Genomic DNA, 16,554 nt, shown 5'->3' on the forward strand with positions numbered 1-16,554 from the left:
GCGACCGGAACTGCGAATCAGCTGGTGACGTCCTTCGTGACCATGCGCGACCACGCAAGACTGAGGAAGATGGCGGCGTAGGCGAGATGCAGCCCCGTCCAGCGGGAGAGGTCGGCCGTGCTGATCGAGGTCCGCAGCAGCTCGCCGAAACCGAGCCAGTGATTGGTCAGCAGGTACGGGTGGATCGCGGACAGCTGGGGCACCGCGTCGAGCAGCGCGGAAAACACGGCGATGCTGATCGTCGCAGCCATGGCCGCGATGGCGTTCTCGGTGAGCGTCGAGATGAACAGGCCGCCGGCGGCCAACGCGAACAGGGCGATCGTGATGTAGACGACGACGCCCAGCGTCCGGAGCAACGCGCTGCCGATGCCCACGGTGTCACCGGAGAGCAGGACCAGCGAATGCAGGCCGAACAGGGCCGTCCCGGTGAGCAGCCCCACCACCGAGACCACGAGCACCGCCAGGAAGGTGAAGGTGGCGACGGCGAGGGTCTTCACGGTGAGCAGGCGGCCCCGCGGAACGGGCACAGTGAGCAAGTAGCGCAGGGTGCCCTGCCCGGCCTCGCCGGCGATGGAGTCACCGGCGACGACGCCGATGACGAGCGGCAGGAAGAACGGGATGGATACGGTCAGTGCGGTGAAGACCAGGAACAGCCCGTTGCCAGTGATGCGTCCGATGAACTGCGGGCCGTCCCCGCCGCCGGGTTTGCTGATCTTGACCGCGACGCCGATGAAGATCGGGACCACCGCGAGCACGGCCAGCAGGATCCAGTTGCGACGCCGGGTCAGCAACAGGCGCACCTCAGCGCGGTACTGACGCAGCAGGGCGCCGCGGTACCGCTTAGGTGCGGGCGGTGGCGTGGCCCGGACGGTGCCGGCGCTCGCGCCGGCCTCAGCGAAGGACATCGAAGCCCTCCCCGGTGATCGAGACGAACAGGTCCTCCAGGTCGGGGCGGTCGACGTTGAGCCCGTGCAGGCGGACCCCGGCGTGGACGAGGGCCGCGGCGATGACCTCGACCGCGTGATCGTCCATGCGGGCGGTGAGGGGGGCGTCGCCCGCGGAAGCCGTCGGTGCCAGCCCGAGTCCGGCCATGACGCGGTGTGCGAGCTCGCGGTCCGGGGTCTCCACGCGCACGCTCGGAGCCCCGTCGGCGAGCACCTCTTCGAGCGTGCCCTGCCGCACCAGCGTGCCGCCCACCATCATCCCGACATGGCTGGCCACCTGCTCGATCTCGCTGAGCAGGTGACTGGACACCAGCACGGTCATGCCGTCGCGCGCCAGGTCGCGTACGAGCTTGCGGACCTCGCGGGTGCCCTGCGGGTCCAGGCCGTTCGTCGGCTCGTCGAGGATCAGTAGCTCGCGGGGTTGCAGCAGCGCGGCGGCCAACCCGAGGCGCTGCTTCATGCCCAGTGAGTAGTTCCGGTACCTCTTGTCAGCCGCCGCCGTCAGCCCTACCCGGGCCAGGGCAGCCGTGATCCGGGTGCCGGAGGTGGCCGGGTCGGCGGTGGCGTCCATGACGTCCAGCCGCCGCAAGTTCTGCTCCCCGCTGATGTAGGGATGGAACGCCGGACCCTCGATGAGCGCCCCGACGCGAGGCAGCACCTCGGTCGCCGACCGTGGCATTGATCGCCCAAGGACTTCGATCTCCCCGCCGTCTGCGGCGATCAGCCCGAGCAGCATGCGGATGGTGGTCGTCTTGCCCGATCCGTTCGGGCCGAGGAAGCCGTAGATCGCACCCTGCGGGACGGCGAGGTCGACGCGGTCCACGGCGACCTGGTCGCCGAAGCGACGGGTCAGGCCGGAGGTGCGGATCGCGTACGAGGTTGCTTCGCCCGGCCGCTGCGACGGCGCCGTAGCTGCGACGTGCTCCGTGCTCGTCATCGAGGGGTCACCGCGGGTGGGTGGCTGCCATGCGTTCGAGCAGGGCGGGGGTGACGCCACCCACGAAGGCGCGTCCGTCAGGCAGGATCAGGGCGTTGACCAGGGCGGTGTGCAGCAGCCGGTCACCGCTGGTGCCCACGGCGCTGGTGAGGTCGTGCAGCTTCGACCCGCCGAGGGCTGCCGCGGTGCCCTTCGGCAGTTCCAGCACCGACGTCCAGCCACTGCCGAGGACGATGGGCTTGGCTTCGGTGGTGCCGGGACGGGGCGAGGCGCCAGCAGACGGTCGGGCGTCGTGACGTTGGTCGGTCGAGTGCAGGCCGAGCGGATCGGTCGAGGTAGTCGCCCCCTTCGGAGCCGTAAACGCGAAGGTGGACGCAGCCGGTCGGCTGAACGAGATCGAGGTGAAGCCGGTGGAGAACGCCGGCGTCGACCCACTGCCGAACACCTGCACCCGCAACGGGATGAACTTCTTCGCGTCGATGGCGATCGTCACCTTCTGCACAGTGGAGCGGGTGTCACGGGGCGCCAGCACGAGCGTGTACGCGTTGCGTCCGGCCACCCGCTGCGCGGTGTCGACGGTGACGGCGGTGGTGGGGGAGACCGCCTCGAGCACTCTGGCCGCGACTGCGGCGGGGGTGGCGTCGGCGGCGGACGGCGTCGCGTCCGCGCGGCCGTTCGCTGGGATCGTCGAATGGGTCACGGTGTTCGTATCCGAGGTGTAGGTCCACAGATCGATGCCGCGGTGGACGACGTCGGCCTCGGACAGTTCCCCGATAAGGGCAACTCGCTGCTTGTCGGCACCGTCGGCCCAGACTCGAGCGGTGTGCGTCCCGCTCAGGAAGGTCTGCCAGGACAGGGACGCCCGGGAATGCCCACCAGGCAGGGTCGGGATGCCGAGGGCGGCCGTCTCCGAGACCTGCCCGGAGAAGGAGGTGGCCGTGCTCGTCTGCACCGCGGTCAGCAACTGTGCCGGCGACCTCGCCGGCAGATTCGGGGTTGCGCCCGATGCGTTGGTTCCGGACAGAGCCACCGCGCCGGCGACCACGCCGGCCACGACGACGGGTGCGGCCCAGGTCAGCCGGCGTCGGGTGCGGTCGGAGGGGGCCGTCAGAATGCTCATGGCTCCAGCATGCTCCGTGCGGTTGAGAAAGCACGTGGGTGTCGGCGCCGTACAGGTTCGGTTCAGGTAACCATTCAGCAGTTCCTTGGGCGCCGCGGGTGTGTGGCTCCGCGACGTCCGGTCACGGCCCGAAGCGGGCAGGCACTCGTCGCCGGTCCCGGCGGATCGGCGCACCTGGACACCGCTTCGGAGCGGGGCAATGCGGGTATCCGTGCGGTTGCCGCTGCTCGTCGGCCACCACGGATCGCCGCGGCACGAGGCGGCAGGTCACTGATGAGAGCGGGCGGTGTGCTACATCCTCGGTACATCTGACGGTCGGGAACCTGGTTCGGTGCCCGAAGACTCCGCCGCCCACCGCCTCCCGTCCACCCAGCTGATCAAGGTCCCCGCGCGGATCACCGTCCTGTTCTGGGTGATCAAGCTGCTCACGACCGGCACCGGAGAGGCGGCGTCGGACTACCTCGGGACGGTGCCGCTTGTCCTGGCTGGCCTCGTGGCCGTTGGCGGCTTCGGCGCCTCGCTGTGGTGGCAGTTCCGGATGGCAAGCTACCGCCCCGCGGTCTACTGGCTGGCGGTCACGATGGTCGCCGTGTTCGGCACCGTCGCCGCCGACGGTGTGCACGTCGGCCTGGGTGTCCCGTACGCGGTCTCCACGCTGTTCTGGGCCGTGGTGGTCGCCGCCGTGCTGGGGTGGTGGTACCGCAGCGAGGGTTCGCTGTCGATCCACTCGGTCACCACCGCGCGGCGCGAACGCTTCTACTGGACGACGGTGCTGGCCACCTTCGCGCTCGGCACCGCCGCCGGTGACCTGACCGCGTCCGAGCTGCGCCTGGGCTTCTTCCCGTCCGCCGTGCTGTTCGGCGTGCTGATCCTGGTGCCCCTCATCGCCTGGCGGCTCGGCTGGATCGGCGACGTCACCGGGTTCTGGGCCGCGTACGTCCTGACCCGTCCGCTCGGCGCCTCCTTCGCCGACTGGTTCGGCAAGCCGCACCGCATCGGCCACGGCCTCGGCTTCGGCGACGGGACGGTGGCCGCAGTGGGGCTGGTCGCGATCGCCGTCCTGGTCGGTGCCTCGGAGTGGGCGTTCCTCAACAGCAGGTCGACCACCGAGACGAGTGCCTTGGACGCCGACGGGCAGCCCGAACCAGCGGTCAGTTAGCCGGTTCGGGCAGCTGCGCGGGCGCGCCCAGCAGGGTGGCCAGGACGACCGAGGTCAGGGCCTGCGCGCACAGCAACCCGACCAGCACCGTCACCTGGAAGCGGGCGGCCTCCGTGGCATTCGCGCCGCCCAGCAGCGCTCCGACGAACGCGCCCGGCAGCGTGACGAGCCCGACGGTGCGGGTCTGGTCGAGGGCCGGTACCAGCGCCTCCACCACGGCCGAGCGGGCCACGTCCCGGACGGCCTGGCGGGGTGTCGCCCCGAGCGACAGCCACGCCTCGATCTCGTCCCGGCGACGGTGCAGCCCATCGGCCAGGCGTCGCCCGGTCAACGTCGCGGCGGTCATGCACCCGCCGATGACGATGCCCGCGACCGCTACCAGGTTGCGTACGTCGCGCTGCAGGATGGGGGCGCCGACCACGAGCCCGACGACGACGAGGGATCCGGCTGCGCAGGAGAGCGTGACCGCGCGCAGCGCGCGGGGGTGACCGGTCATCCGGCGGCTGGCAGTGCCGACGGCAACGGTGAACATCACGGCCACGACCCCGGCGGCGGCCGGTGGGTAGGCGAACGCGCCGCGCAGCGCGGCCGCGACCACGGCGAGCTGCACAACCGCCCGTCCGGACGCCCGGAGCACCGCCCCACGCAGCGGGATATGTCCGTAGGTCAGGACGGCTACCGTGATCGCGGCCAGCACGACGAGGCCGACGGCCAGCCGCACGTCGGCGATCACGGCGAACCGTTCACTCGGGCAACCGCCTGGGCAGCCGCACCGTCAGCCGGGCGCCGCCCGAGGGCCGGTTCGCGGCCGTGACCGTGCCGCCGTGCGCGACCACGAGGGTCTCCACGATGCTCAGGCCGAGGCCACTGCCATAGCGGGCGTGCGAGCGGCTGCGGCTGCGCTCAGCACGGGAGAAGCGCTCGAAGGCGTGCGGCAGGAAGTCGTCCGGGAATCCCGAACCGGTGTCCTCGACGAGGATCTCGAGGTCGTCGCCCACGTGCGCAACCCGGACGTGCACCGCTCCGCCGGCCGGTGTGTGCCGGACCGCGTTGGTGAGGAGATTGTCGAGCACCCGTCGCAGGGCGACCGGGTCGAGCACGGCGACCGCCGGGGTGCCTGCGGTGTCCAGTTCGACGAACACGCCGGCCGCGGTGGCCTCGTCGCGCAGCGCGGCGATGCTGCCGGCCGCGACGTCGGCAGGTTCGACGAGTTCCGGGTGCACGATCCGCGACGGGCCGTCGGCCTGGGCCAGCAGCAGCAGGTCCTCGGACAGGGTGGCCAGGCGGGCGGTCTCGGCGCGCGCATACCTGATGGACTCGGCGAGGTCCTCGCGCGAGCGGCCCGGCCGGTCGGCGGTCTCGAGCTCGGTCTGCAGGACGGCGAGCGGGGTCCGCAGCTCGTGGCCGGCGTCGGCGACGAGGTCGCGCTGCCGGTCGAGCGAGGAGTGCAGTCTGGTGAGCAGCACGTTGAACGTAGTCGCGAGCCGGTCGAGGCTGTCCGACGTTCCCGGGGTGCCGATCTCGCCGGGCGCCTCGGTCTCGCTGAGTTGCTGGGCATCGGCGCGCATGCGATCGACCGGGCGCAGCGCGGCACCGGAGAGCAACCACGCACCGAGACCGGAGAGCACGATCGCGATGGGGACGATGACGTAGAGCGCGTGCTTCGCGTCGCCCTTGGCGTCGTTGGCGGTGGCCAGGCTCTGACCGACGATCACCGTCCACCTGCCGCCCTGCGCGTGCACCGTCCGGCGCAGGAAGCGGAACGGCTTGCCGCCGTAGTCGAGCGAGATGTACCCCGGGTGCTTGGCGAGGGTGCTGGGATCGGCGGGCAGCCGGCTCGGTTGGGCGTCGATCAAGGTCCCGGACGGGTCGTAGACGGCGGTGATAGTGCTCAACGTGAACCGCGCACCGTCGATCTCCGGGGCTTGGCTCGAGCGCGCCACCCGGCCGCTGGTCACGTCGGCGGCGACCGCGCTTGCGCTGGCGGTGAGATCGGAGTTGACGCTCTGGTGCAGCGCGTTGTCGAGCAGGTACACGAAGGCGGTGAAGCCGACGGCCGCGAGTGCGAGCGCGACCAACACGTAGACGGCGACGAGGCGGGCCCGGATCCCACGCAGGCGAGTGGGCACGGCGGGCAGCCGCACGTCAGCCCTCGTCGGGCGGTGCGTCGTCGATCCGCCGCAGCCGGTAGCCCGCACCGCGGATCGTCTGGACGTCGTCGCGCTGGTAGGGACGGTCGAGCTTGCGGCGCAGGGAGGCGATGTACTGGTCGATGACGTTGCTGGCCGGGTCGAAGGCGAAGTCCCAGACGTGGTCGAAGATGAACGTGCGGCTCAGCACGTCGCCACGGTGGCGCAACATCAGCTCCAGCAGCGCGAACTCCTTCGTGGTGAGCTCGATGCGGTCGCCGGCGCGGGTGACCCGTCGCGACGCGGGATCCAGGTGGAGATCGCCGTTGCGCAGCACGGCGGGTCGGGCCGAGGCGCCGCGCCGGATGAGCGCCCGGATGCGCGCCGCGAGCTCGCCGTAGTTGAACGGCTTGGCCAGGTAGTCGTCGGCGCCGGCGTCGAGGCCGGCGACGCGGTCCTCGAAACCGGAGCGGGCGGTGAGCAGCAGGACCGGGGTCCAGCGCCCGGCGTCGCGCAGCCCGCGCACCACGTCGACGCCGTCCAGGCCCGGCAGCATGCCGTCGAGCACGACCGCGTCGTAGTCGTGCTCGGTCGCCAGCCACAGTGCGTCCTGGCCGTCACCGGTGCTGTCGACGGCGTAGCCGTCCTCCTCCAGCACCCGGGTCAGCAGCGTGACCATCCGCGGGTCGTCCTCCACGACCAACAACCGCACGCTGACACCCCTGACATCCTGGACCGAGGCCGAGCGTCTCATAGCGGATCGAAGGGCGGGCATGCGGCGCATCGTGGGCCCGCCGGATGAAACGACGATGTAGCGCAGCGTGGACCGGGCGGCCGGGCGTGACCGAGCGCACGACTACATCGACGCTTCATGGAGCATCGCCACGATGGCCCGGTGACTCATCTCAGCTGGCTCGAGGCTGGCGTCGTCGGGGCCTTCCAGGGCGTCAGCGAGCTGTTCCCGGTCAGCAGCCTGGGCCACAGCGTGCTGATCCCGGCCATCGTCGGCGGCTCCTGGCAGCGCGATCTGGACGTGCGCTCGCCCGAGTCGCCCTACCTGGCGTTCATCGTCGGGTTGCACGTCGCCACGGCCCTGGCGTTGATCATCTACTTTCGGCGCGACTGGGCCCTGCTCATGCGCGGGCTCTACACCTCCGTGCGGCATCGGCGGATCCGTGAGCCCGAGGAGCGGTTGATCTGGCTGCTCATCCTGGCCACCATTCCCGTGGGTATTGCCGGCCTCCTGCTTGAGCACACGTTCCGCACCCACCTGGCCACGCCGACGCTGACCGCGATCTTCCTGATCGTGAACGGGGTGCTGCTCGAGCTTTCGCAGCGGCTGCAGCGCCGCCGGCCGCAGACGCTGGACGACACCGAGGTGGATGTCGCGCTGTCGCAACGGCCGGTCGGGCAGTCCGTTCTCGTCGGCGCCGCCCAGGTCGCCGCGCTCGCCCCGGGGATCAGCCGGTCCGGCATCACCATGGCGGCCGGCGTCACCGCCGGCTGGGGCAATCAGCAGGCGGCTCGTTTCTCTTTCCTGCTCGCCACGCCGGTCATCCTGGCCGCCGGGGTGCTCAAGGTGCCTGACCTGTTCGGTCCGCTCGGCGACGGCATCCGGGGGCAGGTGCTGTTCGGCAGCGTGCTGTCGGGAATCGGGGCGTACGTGGCGGTCCGTTTCCTCGACCGGTGGTTCGCCAACCGCACCCTGCGTCCCTATGCGCTGTACTGCGTCGTCGCGGGGATCGTGGCCCTCGTGCTGGTGCGCGCCGGCGTGACGATCCTCTGACGCCGGTGCTGCGCCGGTTGCTCGCTGTGCTCGTCTCGCTCGCGGTGCTGCTGATCCTGAGCCCGGTGGTGACCGACCGCGCCCAGGCGGTGGTCGAGACCGGCGTCGCGGCCACGGGGGAGACCCGCCTGCCGGCCGCCGTCGCCAATCAGGGGCTGACGCTCGTCGGCAACGGGGAGCCTCTTCTGACCCGGGGACACCACAGCATCCCGGCGCAGCTGCGGGCTCTGGGCTGGGTGCACATCGGCGACCCGGACTCCGCCCGCGGCCTGGTCCTCGACGCCTACCAGGGGTCCGCGGGCGCGACCAGCAAGGCGTTCGCCGTGACCTACCCCGACGGCGCGCGCGTTCTCCTCGTGCACCCGCTCGCGCCGGGGGAGCAGTACAACAACTCCTTCGTGGCTATCTCGCCGAACACCCGGTGGTTCGTCGCCGCCGAGTGGGGCACCGTCAACCGATTGCTCGTCTTCGCGTTGCCCACGAAGCCGCCGCCGACCCCCATGCAGACCCTGCCGTTGGCCGGCGTGATCCACCTGCGTCATCCGGTCCGAAACGTCCAAGGCTGTGACTTCAGCTCACCGACGCGCCTGCTCTGTTCGACAAACGACACATCGACGTCGTTGTTCCCGGTGACCCGCCAACTGCTGGCGCTGCACCTGAAGCACCCGGTGCACGGCGGACGGGCCACCGCGTCCGTTCGCCTGGTCGGCAGTGCGCCGGCGCAGGACGTGTGCGCCGGTGCCAGTGGCGAGGTCGAGGGGATCGACGTCACCGACGGCGTGGTGCGGGTCGCGGTCAATTCGCCCTGCGCGCCGGTCACCGAGGTATTCAGCTACCCGCGCACCGCGCAGTGGCGGCCTGCGGACGACATCGACGTGCGGCCGGTCTGGACCGGTGCGCCGCCGTTCGTGGACGTAGTGGTCGGGCGACCATGGCGGTGACCACGCAGCTAGTCGAGCCGGTCGCGGTGCAGCGATCGCGGCTGGCGGCGCTGCTGCACGGGCCGTGGCCCCTGCTCGTCGCCACCGCCTCGGTCGGGTGCCTCATCGCGCTTCGTCCCGATCGCGGCGACGTCGAGATCTATCGCCAAGGCGGACGGGCCGCGGTGACGACCGGGGCGGTGTTCGCCTACCAGCAGCAGGGGCACGGGTTCACCTACCCGCCCTTCGCGGCCCTGGTCATGGCCCTGCTCGCCTGGCTGCCCAACTGGGCGATGTGGGCTGCCCTCGTGCTGGGCGGCATCGGGGCGCTCGGCGTCGTGCTGGCCCTGTCGGCACCGGGCATCTTCGCCGCTGCCCGGCGCCGCGCCGGCAACAGCACGCTCGGGCTCGCGGCGCTCGTCGTCAGCGAGCCGGTCGTCACCACGCTGCGCTTCGGCCAGGTCGACCTGCTGCTCGCCGCGATCGTCATGGCCGACGTCCTGGTGTTCCGGCGTGGGGTGCTCCTCGGGTTCGCCACCGCCATGAAACTGACGCCGGGGCTGTTCGTCGTCTACCTCCTGGCCCGAAGGCGGTACCGCGAGGCGCGCACGGCCGCAGCCACTTTCGCGGTCTCGGTCCTGTGGGGCTTCCTCGTCCTGCCGAGGACGTCGAGCACCTACTGGACCCACAACCTCATCGCCGGTACCGGTGTCGGCAGCTTCACCACGGTCGGCAACCAGTCGGTTCACGGGGTGATCTCGCGGGTGCTCGGGGCGCACCTCGGCACCGCGGTCTGGCTCGTCCTGGCCGTGCCGATCCTCGTCGGGGGCCTGCGCCTGGCGTGCCGGGCCGCCGAGGCCGGGCTGGCCGTGCTGGCCGTCGGGACGGTCGGCGTCACCGGGTGCCTAGTGTCACCGGTCTCCTGGCCGCACCACTGGGTCTGGTTCCTGCCGCTCGTGTGCGGGCTCTGGCGGCTGCGCGCGGGTGACCTGCTGCTCACCCGGTGGCTCGCGGTGGCCGCTGTGTTCGCGGTCGTGTCCCAGTTCGTGCCCCTGAAGGCTGTCGGCATCGGCTACGTCCCGATCGCGGTCGTCCTGCTGGTGCTGCAGCGCGGGCGCCTGGCCGGACGGCGCTCGTCGGCGTCCGCAGTCCGGCCACGAGACGTTCACCCGGGCGACACCAGTCGGCCCCACCGACAGCACCCACGGTCCGTACACAGGAACTGCTCATGAAGCCGTTCGGATGGAGTCCCGTGAACCGTCGTCGCACCCTTGCTGTCGCCGCTGTGCTCACCGCCGGAGTGGGGGCGTCCGCGCTCTCGCCGGCCGCCACCGCGCACCCCCGCCCGCCTGCGCGGCACGTGCTGCTGCTGTCCGTCGACGGGTTGCACCGCAGCGACCTCGCGCACTACGTCGCCACGCATCCGCGCTCGGCGCTCGGCCGTCTCGTGGGCAACGGCGTCGACTACGGCAACGCGCAGACAACGTTCCCGTCCGACTCGTTCCCCGGCATGGTCGCGCAGGTCACGGGTGCGAACCCGGGCACGAGCGGCGTCTACTACGACGACACCTACAACCGCACCCTGCTCCCACCGGGTACGCGCGACTGCAGCACGGCCAAGCCGGGCACGGAGGTGTCCTGGACCGAGGCCGCCGACCGCTCGCAGAACCCGATCACGCTGGACGCTGGTCAGGGCATCTCCAGCCCGGCGCTGACCAGCCTGCCGACCAACACCCTGGCGCAGACCCTGGCGAACGCACCCGCCATCACCAAAGCCATTCTGACCATGACGCCGACCCCGCAGTCGCTGCTCGACCCCGCTGCTCTGCCGGTCTCACCGAAGACCTGCCTGCCCGTGTATCCGCACAACTACGTCCGGGTGAACACCGTGTTCGACGTCGCGCACGCCGCCGGCCTGCGTACCGCGTGGTCCGACAAGCACGCGGCCTACGAGATCCTGTCCGGGCCGTCCGGGACCGGCATCGACGACCTGTTCACCCCGGAGATCAACTCCGTCGCAGACAACGCCGGCGACGACTGGACGACCGACAACGCGTTGACCCAGGAGTACGACTCGACGAAGGTCGCCGCCGTCTTGAACGAGATCGACGGCTACGACCACTCCGGGCGCCGCCACGTCGGAACCCCGGCCATCTTCGGGATGAACTTCCAGACCTTGTCGACGGCGCAGAAGCTGCCGACGTCCGACGGTCTCGCCGGCGGATACCGGTCCGACGGTGCTCCCGGGCCGCTGGTCAGCAGGGCACTGAACTACGTCGACGCCCAGGTCGGTGCCATCCAGGCACGGTTACGCCGCGACGGTCTCACGCAGAGCACCACGATCATCCTGTCGGCCAAACACGGCCAGTCACCGATTGATCCGAAGGCGCTGCGCCGCGTCGACGACAGCGCGATCATCTCGGCACTGGACGCTGCGTGGGCGGCGCACCACCCGGGCACGCCGTCGCTGGTGACGTTCTCGGTCGACGACGACGCGATGCTGCTCTGGCTCGCCGACCGCAGCCCGGCCGCACTGTCCTTCGTCCGCTCCTACCTGCTGTCGCACTCCGCACCGGCCAACCTGATCACCGACGCCAAGGGCATGCACTCCGCGACGGTCACCGCCTCGGGGCTCACCGGCGTGCGCACCGGAGCGGCCGCGGACGACCTGGTCGGGGCGCGGCGCGGCGACCCGCACGTGCCCGACGTCATCGGGCTGGCCCAGCACGGCGTCGTCTACACCGGCGGGGTGAAGAAGATCGCCGAGCACGGCGGGAACGCCGCCGACGACCGGGACGTCGCCCTTGTCGTCTCCGGGGCCGGCGTCCGCCACGGCGCGACCGACCGCGCCCGGGTGCAGACGACGCAGATCGCGCCGACGATCCTGCAGCTGCTCGGCCTCGCACCGAAGGCGTTGCAGGGTGTCCGCGCCGACCACACGAAAGTGCTGCCGCTGGCCTGAGGGAGGGCGCTGAGGGAGGGCGCGGAGCGAGGGCCCGGGCGATCAGCCGCCGGGCCGGGTCAGGCCGTTCTCGTAGGCAAAGATGACCACCTGGACGCGGTCGCGCAGCTCGAGCTTGCCCAGCACCCGCGTGACGTGGGTCTTGACCGTGGTCTCCGACAACGTCAGGCGCTCGGCGATCTCCTGGTTCGTGCGCCCGGCCGCGAGTTCGGTGAAGATCTCGCGTTCCCGCGGGGTCAGCACGGCAAGGACGTCAGCCTGTTGGTCGGTGCTGCGCTCGAACGTGCTGGCGTAGGTGTCGAGCACGCGGCGGGTCGTGCTCGGTGCCAGCACGGCGTCGCCCGAGGCGACCGCACGGATACCGCGCAGCAGGTCCTCGGGCCGGGCGTTCTTGAGCAGAAAGCCGCTCGCACCGGCCCGCAGCCCGTCGAAGGCGTACTCGTCGATGTCGAAGGTGGTCAGGATGATGACCTTGACCTCGGGCTGGCTGGCGGTGATCTGCCGGGTGGCCGCGATGCCGTCGAGCCCGGGCATCCGCACGTCCATCAGGACGATGTCCGGGCGCAGCGCGCGGGCCAGCGCGACCGCCTCGACGCCTTCCGCCGCCTCACCCACGACCAGCATGTCCGGCTCGGCACCCACGATCATCGCGAAACCCTGCCGCAACAGGGGCTGGTCGTCGGCCAGCAGCACGCGCACCGTCACGGTCGGCCGGTCATCGCCGGGCGACCGCGACGTCGGGCACGTGCAGGTCGGCGCGCACGAGCCATCCGCCGCCCGGGGCGCACCCAGCCTCGAAACGGCCGTCGTAGAGGCCGGCGCGCTCGCGCATTCCGGCCAGGCCGTGGCCGACGGGCGTGGTGGCGGGCGCGGCCGGTTCGTCGCCGTCGTTGCGCACGTGCACGGTGACATGCCCGGCGCGGTTGGTGATCTGCACCGTCACCCGGCTGACGTTGTGTGCGTGTTTGAGCACGTTGGTCAGGCTCTCCTGCGCGATGCGGTAGACGGCCAGCTGGGCGGTCGGGGCCAGGTCCGTGAGCTCACCGGTCACCGACAGCTCGACGGACAACCCGGCCGAGCGCACGATCGCCACGAGGTCGGACAGCTGCGCAATGCCTGGCTGCGGAGCGAGTTCGGGCGGGCCGCTGCGCAGGACGCCAAGCATGCGTTGCATCTCGGCCAGGGCCTGGCGGCCCACCTCGGACGCCTGGCCCACGGTGTCGCGCACGGTGTCGGTCGTGGCAACCGCCGCGGCGGCGTCGTTGAGCGTGATCATCACCGACAGGCTGTGCGCGATGATGTCGTGCATCTCGCGAGCCATCCGGGCGCGTTCGGCACCGACGGCGATGCTCGCGCGGGTGTCCCGCTCACGCTCGGCGGTCTCGGCTCGCTCGATCATGGACGCCAGATAGGCGCGCCTCGTACGCACGTAGACCCCGAGCACCCACGCGGCCGTGACGGTGCCGGTGATCATCAGAGCGGATAGCCACGCGTGCGACGGCGGTGCCCATCTGGTGACGGCCAGGACCACACCGATCTCCGCCACGAGCACGGCCACGCCGAGCAGCCATCGCCGGACCTCCCACGCACCCAGCGAGAACAGCATCACCAGTACGGCTGCGTCACCGCTGGCCAGCGTCCCCACCGCCCACTGCGCGAGGCAGATCGCGCCGATGAGTGACGCTGCGACGGCGGGCATCCGCCGACGCAGCACCAGCGGCGCGGCCAGGGCCACGTCCCAGAACGCGGCACCGGTCGTCCGGTAATCGGGCCCCAGCACGTCCACCAGCACGGTGAGCAGGGCCGTCACGCCGGCGATCCCGGCGTCGACCAGCAGCGGACGGATCCGCAGCTGGGACGGCAGGGACCGGTTCATCCGTCCAGCGTGCCAGTCAGGCGTCGCGTCGGCGCAACGAGACCGCGGCGATGCCGACGCCCACGACGACCCAGGCCAGCAGGACGAGGAACCCCGGCCACTCGGACAGGTGCGGCGACTCCGGGATGGACGTCGCGAACGCACCGCCGGCCTGCACGGGTAGGAACTCAGCCACGTGCTTTCCCCAGGTCCCGAGCAGGTTGCCGAACAGCACCGGGAACAGCAGCATCAGCGCGAAGTAGCTGACGAGCGCCCCCGGCGTGCTGCGCACGATCCAGCCGAGCATGCCGCCGATCACGCCGACGAGCGTCAGGTACACGCCGGTGCCGAGGACGACCCGCAGCGCGCCGGGGTCGGACAGCGAGAACCCCGTGCGGTAGTGGCCAATGAACGCCTGCGAGGCCAGGAAGGCCACGATCGAGATTGCGATCATGGACACCGCGGTCACCACGACGAACACCAGCAGCTTGGCCCACAGGACCGGCAACCGCTTCGGCACCGCGGCAAACGTCGACCGGATCATCCCGGTGCTGAACTCGCCGGAGACGAACAGCACGCCGAGCGACCCGATGAGCAACTGGGCCAGGTAGTAACCCTGCAGCGTCGCCGACGGAACGAGGTCGTTGGCGTCCTGGTTCCGCGTGATGTGGCGGGTGTTGTAGGCGATCACCAGGCTCAGCACGAGCATGCCCGCCACGGCCCCGCCCAGGACGAACCAGCTCGAGCGCAGGCTGCGGAACTTGATCCATTCCGAGCGGACGACCCGCGGCAGGGTGACCGGTTCGACGCCGAGCGGGGCGTCCTGCCGACTATGGCTCGGCCGCTCCACTGTGGGGGCGCTCATGCCGCCTGCTCCGACTCGGTCGTGACCGAGCGGTAGTCGAGCGAGTTCTCGGTCAGCGCCATGTAGGCCTCTTCCAGGGATGCGTTCTGCGTCGTGAGTTCGAACAGCGTGATCCCGGCGCCTGCCGCAACGGTGCCGATCTCCTCGCTGGTGCGCCCGGCGACCTCCAGGGTCTGGTCGGCGACGCTCGTGACGGTTACGTCGGGGCCGGCCAGCGCGTGCGCGAGCCGATCCGAATGCGGTGAGCGCACCCGCACGATGTCCGACGAGGCCGCGGCGATGAAGTCTGCCATGGACTGGTCGCGGAGCAGCTTGCCCTGACCGACCACGATGACGTGATCGGCGGTCAACGCCATCTCGCTCATCAGGTGTGAGGACAGGAAGACGGTGCGGCCCTCGTCGGCGAGCCGGCGCAGCAGGGTGCGGATCCAGCGGACGCCGTCGGGGTCGAGTCCGTTCACCGGCTCGTCGAGGATCAGCATCTGCGGATCGCCGAGCAGGGCCGAGGCGATCCCCAGTCGTTGGCCCATGCCAAGCGAGAACGCCCCGGCACGCTTGCCTGCGACGGCGGTGAGCCCGACCATGTCGATGACCTCTTCGACGCGCTGCCGGCCGATGCCCGCGGTGGCGGCCATGGCCAGCAGGTGGTTGCGGGCCGAGCGGCCGGTGTGGATGGCCCGCGCCTCGAGCAGTGCCCCGATCTCGTGGATCGGCCGGGCGTGCTCGGCGAACGGTTTGCCATTGACCGTGACCCGGCCCGACGTCGGCGCGTCCAGTCCCAGGATCATCCGCATCGTCGTCGACTTGCCCGCACCGTTGGGCCCGAGAAACCCCGTGACGATGCCGGGGCGGACGACGAAGGATAGGTCGTCGACCGCGGCCTTGTCGCCGTAGCGCTTGGTCAGGTTCTCGGCCGTGATCATGGGTTGCTCCGCAGTGGTGTCACCTGTTCCAGCGTAGGAATCCATCGGGCCGGGCACCTCGTCCGCACGGACCGTCTTCTCGGTGCCACGGGTCATCCGATCGGATGAGCCGGTCGCAGAACCCACTGAGAGCAGAACCCACGGAGAGCAGAACCCACTGAGAGCAGGCGCAGAGGAAGGTCCGGCATCCTGTGGGCATGACGCCGTCGGGAAGTGCCCGGCGCGCGACCATCCCGGCGGGCGCGCCGCTGCGCCCGGACGGGACACCGACCCGAGTGCTCGTCGTTGACGACGAGGAGAGCCTCGCCGAGGTCCTGGGCAGCGTGCTGCGCCTCGAGGGCTTCGCGGTGCGCACCGCCCTCACCGGTTCCGCAGCGGTGACGACGGCGCGGGAGTTCACGCCGGACGCGATCATCCTCGACGTCATGCTGCCGGACCTGTCCGGGCTCGAGGTGCTGCGCCGCATCCGGGCCGAGGACCCGGCCGTGTGCGTGTTGTTCCTGACCGCACGGGACTCGGTGGAGGACCGGATCGCGGGTATCACGGCCGGGGGCGACGACTACGTCACCAAGCCGTTCAGCCTGGAGGAGGTGCTGGCCCGCCTGCGCGGGCTGTTGCGCCGCGCCGGCCGGACCTCCACCGCCGGTCAGGCCGGTCTCGTGGTAGCCGACCTGACCATGGACGAGGACGCGCACGAGGTGCGGCGCGCCGGTGACCTGATCGAGCTGACCGCGACGGAGTTCGAGCTCCTGCGCTTCCTCATGCGCAACCCGCGCCGGGTGCTGTCGAAGGCGCAGATCCTCGACCGGGTGTGGAACTACGACTTCGGCGGGCGCGCACACGTCGTCGAGCTGTACATCAGCTACCTGCGCAAGAAGATCGACGTCGGCCGCGAGCCGCTGATCCACACCGTGCGGGGCGCCGGCTACATCCTGCGTCCGCCATCCGCCTGAT

General features: G+C 71.0%; 16 protein-coding genes. 6 read left to right on the plus strand and 10 right to left on the minus strand.

Annotated elements, in window-relative coordinates:
* Positions 1 to 17: 17 nt before the first annotated feature.
* Genes ACFFC4_RS14535 through ACFFC4_RS14545 form a run of 3 tightly spaced genes read right to left on the minus strand, consistent with a single transcriptional unit; the run spans position 18 to position 3,001 of the window.
* A complete protein-coding gene (locus ACFFC4_RS14535) occupies positions 18 to 905 on the minus strand; it encodes an ABC transporter permease (protein ID WP_375502085.1) in 888 nt (295 codons plus the stop codon).
* Positions 892 to 1,881: an ABC transporter ATP-binding protein gene (locus ACFFC4_RS14540; RefSeq protein WP_375502087.1), complete on the minus strand. Its 990-nt coding sequence runs from the start codon at positions 1,879 to 1,881 to the stop codon at positions 892 to 894. The genes ACFFC4_RS14535 and ACFFC4_RS14540 overlap by 14 nt, the downstream gene beginning before the upstream one ends.
* Positions 1,882 to 1,888: 7 nt before the next feature.
* Positions 1,889 to 3,001: an outer membrane lipoprotein carrier protein LolA gene (locus tag ACFFC4_RS14545; RefSeq protein WP_375502089.1), complete on the minus strand. Its 1,113-nt coding sequence runs from the start codon at positions 2,999 to 3,001 to the stop codon at positions 1,889 to 1,891.
* 331 nt (positions 3,002 to 3,332) lie between these two features.
* Between ACFFC4_RS14545 and ACFFC4_RS14550 the strand changes: the two genes are divergently transcribed.
* Positions 3,333 to 4,160: a hypothetical protein gene (locus ACFFC4_RS14550; protein ID WP_375502091.1), complete on the plus strand. Its 828-nt coding sequence runs from the start codon at positions 3,333 to 3,335 to the stop codon at positions 4,158 to 4,160.
* On the opposite strand, the gene ACFFC4_RS14555 is transcribed toward ACFFC4_RS14550, so the two are convergent.
* Genes ACFFC4_RS14555 through ACFFC4_RS14565 form a run of 3 tightly spaced genes read right to left on the minus strand, consistent with a single transcriptional unit; the run spans position 4,153 to position 7,001 of the window.
* Complete coding sequence (locus ACFFC4_RS14555) at positions 4,153 to 4,893, minus strand: ABC transporter permease (protein WP_375502093.1); 741 nt, start codon at positions 4,891 to 4,893, stop codon at positions 4,153 to 4,155. The genes ACFFC4_RS14550 and ACFFC4_RS14555 overlap by 8 nt on opposite strands.
* A 10-nt stretch (positions 4,894 to 4,903) precedes the next feature.
* Positions 4,904 to 6,304, minus strand: a complete 1,401-nt coding sequence (locus ACFFC4_RS14560) for a sensor histidine kinase (RefSeq protein WP_375502095.1) — start codon at positions 6,302 to 6,304, stop codon at positions 4,904 to 4,906.
* A 1-nt stretch (position 6,305) separates the two neighbouring features.
* On the minus strand, positions 6,306 to 7,001 hold the full coding sequence (locus tag ACFFC4_RS14565; protein WP_375502097.1) for a response regulator transcription factor: 696 nt from the start codon (positions 6,999 to 7,001) through the stop codon (positions 6,306 to 6,308).
* 159 nt (positions 7,002 to 7,160) lie between these two features.
* Here ACFFC4_RS14565 and ACFFC4_RS14570 point away from each other — a divergent pair, with 159 nt between their 5' ends.
* From ACFFC4_RS14570 to ACFFC4_RS14585, 4 genes are read left to right on the plus strand one after another with little or no spacing between them, the layout of a single operon-like run.
* Complete coding sequence (locus tag ACFFC4_RS14570) at positions 7,161 to 8,075, plus strand: undecaprenyl-diphosphate phosphatase (protein WP_375502099.1); 915 nt, start codon at positions 7,161 to 7,163, stop codon at positions 8,073 to 8,075.
* 5 nt (positions 8,076 to 8,080) lie between these two features.
* Complete coding sequence (locus tag ACFFC4_RS14575) at positions 8,081 to 9,016, plus strand: hypothetical protein (protein ID WP_375502101.1); 936 nt, start codon at positions 8,081 to 8,083, stop codon at positions 9,014 to 9,016.
* Positions 9,013 to 10,227 carry a glycosyltransferase 87 family protein gene (locus ACFFC4_RS14580; RefSeq protein ID WP_375502103.1) on the plus strand — a complete coding sequence of 405 codons (1,215 nt, stop codon included), beginning with the start codon at positions 9,013 to 9,015 and terminating at the stop codon, positions 10,225 to 10,227. The genes ACFFC4_RS14575 and ACFFC4_RS14580 overlap by 4 nt, the downstream gene beginning before the upstream one ends.
* Before the next feature lie 20 nt (positions 10,228 to 10,247).
* Complete coding sequence (locus ACFFC4_RS14585; protein ID WP_375502105.1) at positions 10,248 to 11,957, plus strand: alkaline phosphatase family protein; 1,710 nt, start codon at positions 10,248 to 10,250, stop codon at positions 11,955 to 11,957.
* A 42-nt stretch (positions 11,958 to 11,999) separates the two neighbouring features.
* Here the strand turns inward: ACFFC4_RS14585 and ACFFC4_RS14590 are convergent, their stop codons facing one another.
* The 4 genes from ACFFC4_RS14590 to ACFFC4_RS14605 are packed head-to-tail and all read right to left on the minus strand — an operon-like array spanning position 12,000 to position 15,600.
* Positions 12,000 to 12,662 (minus strand): response regulator, encoded by a 663-nt coding sequence (locus tag ACFFC4_RS14590; protein ID WP_375502107.1) that lies wholly within the window; start codon positions 12,660 to 12,662, stop codon positions 12,000 to 12,002.
* 10 nt (positions 12,663 to 12,672) lie between these two features.
* Entirely contained in the window at positions 12,673 to 13,833 is a 1,161-nt protein-coding gene (locus ACFFC4_RS14595; protein WP_375502109.1) for a sensor histidine kinase, read from the minus strand.
* 16 nt (positions 13,834 to 13,849) lie between these two features.
* Positions 13,850 to 14,677, minus strand: coding sequence for an ABC transporter permease (locus tag ACFFC4_RS14600; RefSeq protein WP_375502111.1), 828 nt, complete (start codon positions 14,675 to 14,677; stop codon positions 13,850 to 13,852).
* The gene (locus ACFFC4_RS14605) at positions 14,674 to 15,600 is read right to left on the minus strand and encodes an ABC transporter ATP-binding protein (RefSeq protein ID WP_375502163.1); all 927 of its coding nucleotides are present in this window, start codon (positions 15,598 to 15,600) and stop codon (positions 14,674 to 14,676) included. Before ACFFC4_RS14605 ends, ACFFC4_RS14600 begins: the two co-directional genes overlap by 4 nt.
* A 197-nt stretch (positions 15,601 to 15,797) precedes the next feature.
* Between ACFFC4_RS14605 and ACFFC4_RS14610 the strand changes: the two genes are divergently transcribed.
* On the plus strand, positions 15,798 to 16,553 hold the full coding sequence (locus ACFFC4_RS14610; RefSeq protein WP_375502113.1) for a response regulator transcription factor: 756 nt from the start codon (positions 15,798 to 15,800) through the stop codon (positions 16,551 to 16,553).
* Position 16,554 lies beyond the last annotated feature (1 nt).

Origin of the sequence: uncultured Jatrophihabitans sp. (assembly GCF_964244045.1) — a bacterium.
Classification (GTDB): domain Bacteria; phylum Actinomycetota; class Actinomycetes; order Mycobacteriales; family Jatrophihabitantaceae; genus Jatrophihabitans.

Coding starts and splice junctions, on each gene's coding strand:
- ACFFC4_RS14535 (WP_375502085.1), bottom strand. CDS start 905: ATGTCCTTCGCTGAGGCCGGCGCGAGCGCCGGCACCGTCCGGGCCACG.
- ACFFC4_RS14540 (WP_375502087.1), bottom strand. CDS start 1,881: ATGACGAGCACGGAGCACGTCGCAGCTACGGCGCCGTCGCAGCGGCCG.
- ACFFC4_RS14545 (WP_375502089.1), bottom strand. CDS start 3,001: ATGAGCATTCTGACGGCCCCCTCCGACCGCACCCGACGCCGGCTGACC.
- ACFFC4_RS14570 (WP_375502099.1), top strand. CDS start 7,161: ATGGAGCATCGCCACGATGGCCCGGTGACTCATCTCAGCTGGCTCGAG.
- ACFFC4_RS14595 (WP_375502109.1), bottom strand. CDS start 13,833: ATGAACCGGTCCCTGCCGTCCCAGCTGCGGATCCGTCCGCTGCTGGTC.
- ACFFC4_RS14600 (WP_375502111.1), bottom strand. CDS start 14,677: ATGAGCGCCCCCACAGTGGAGCGGCCGAGCCATAGTCGGCAGGACGCC.
- ACFFC4_RS14605 (WP_375502163.1), bottom strand. CDS start 15,600: ATGATCACGGCCGAGAACCTGACCAAGCGCTACGGCGACAAGGCCGCG.
- ACFFC4_RS14610 (WP_375502113.1), top strand. CDS start 15,798: ATGACGCCGTCGGGAAGTGCCCGGCGCGCGACCATCCCGGCGGGCGCG.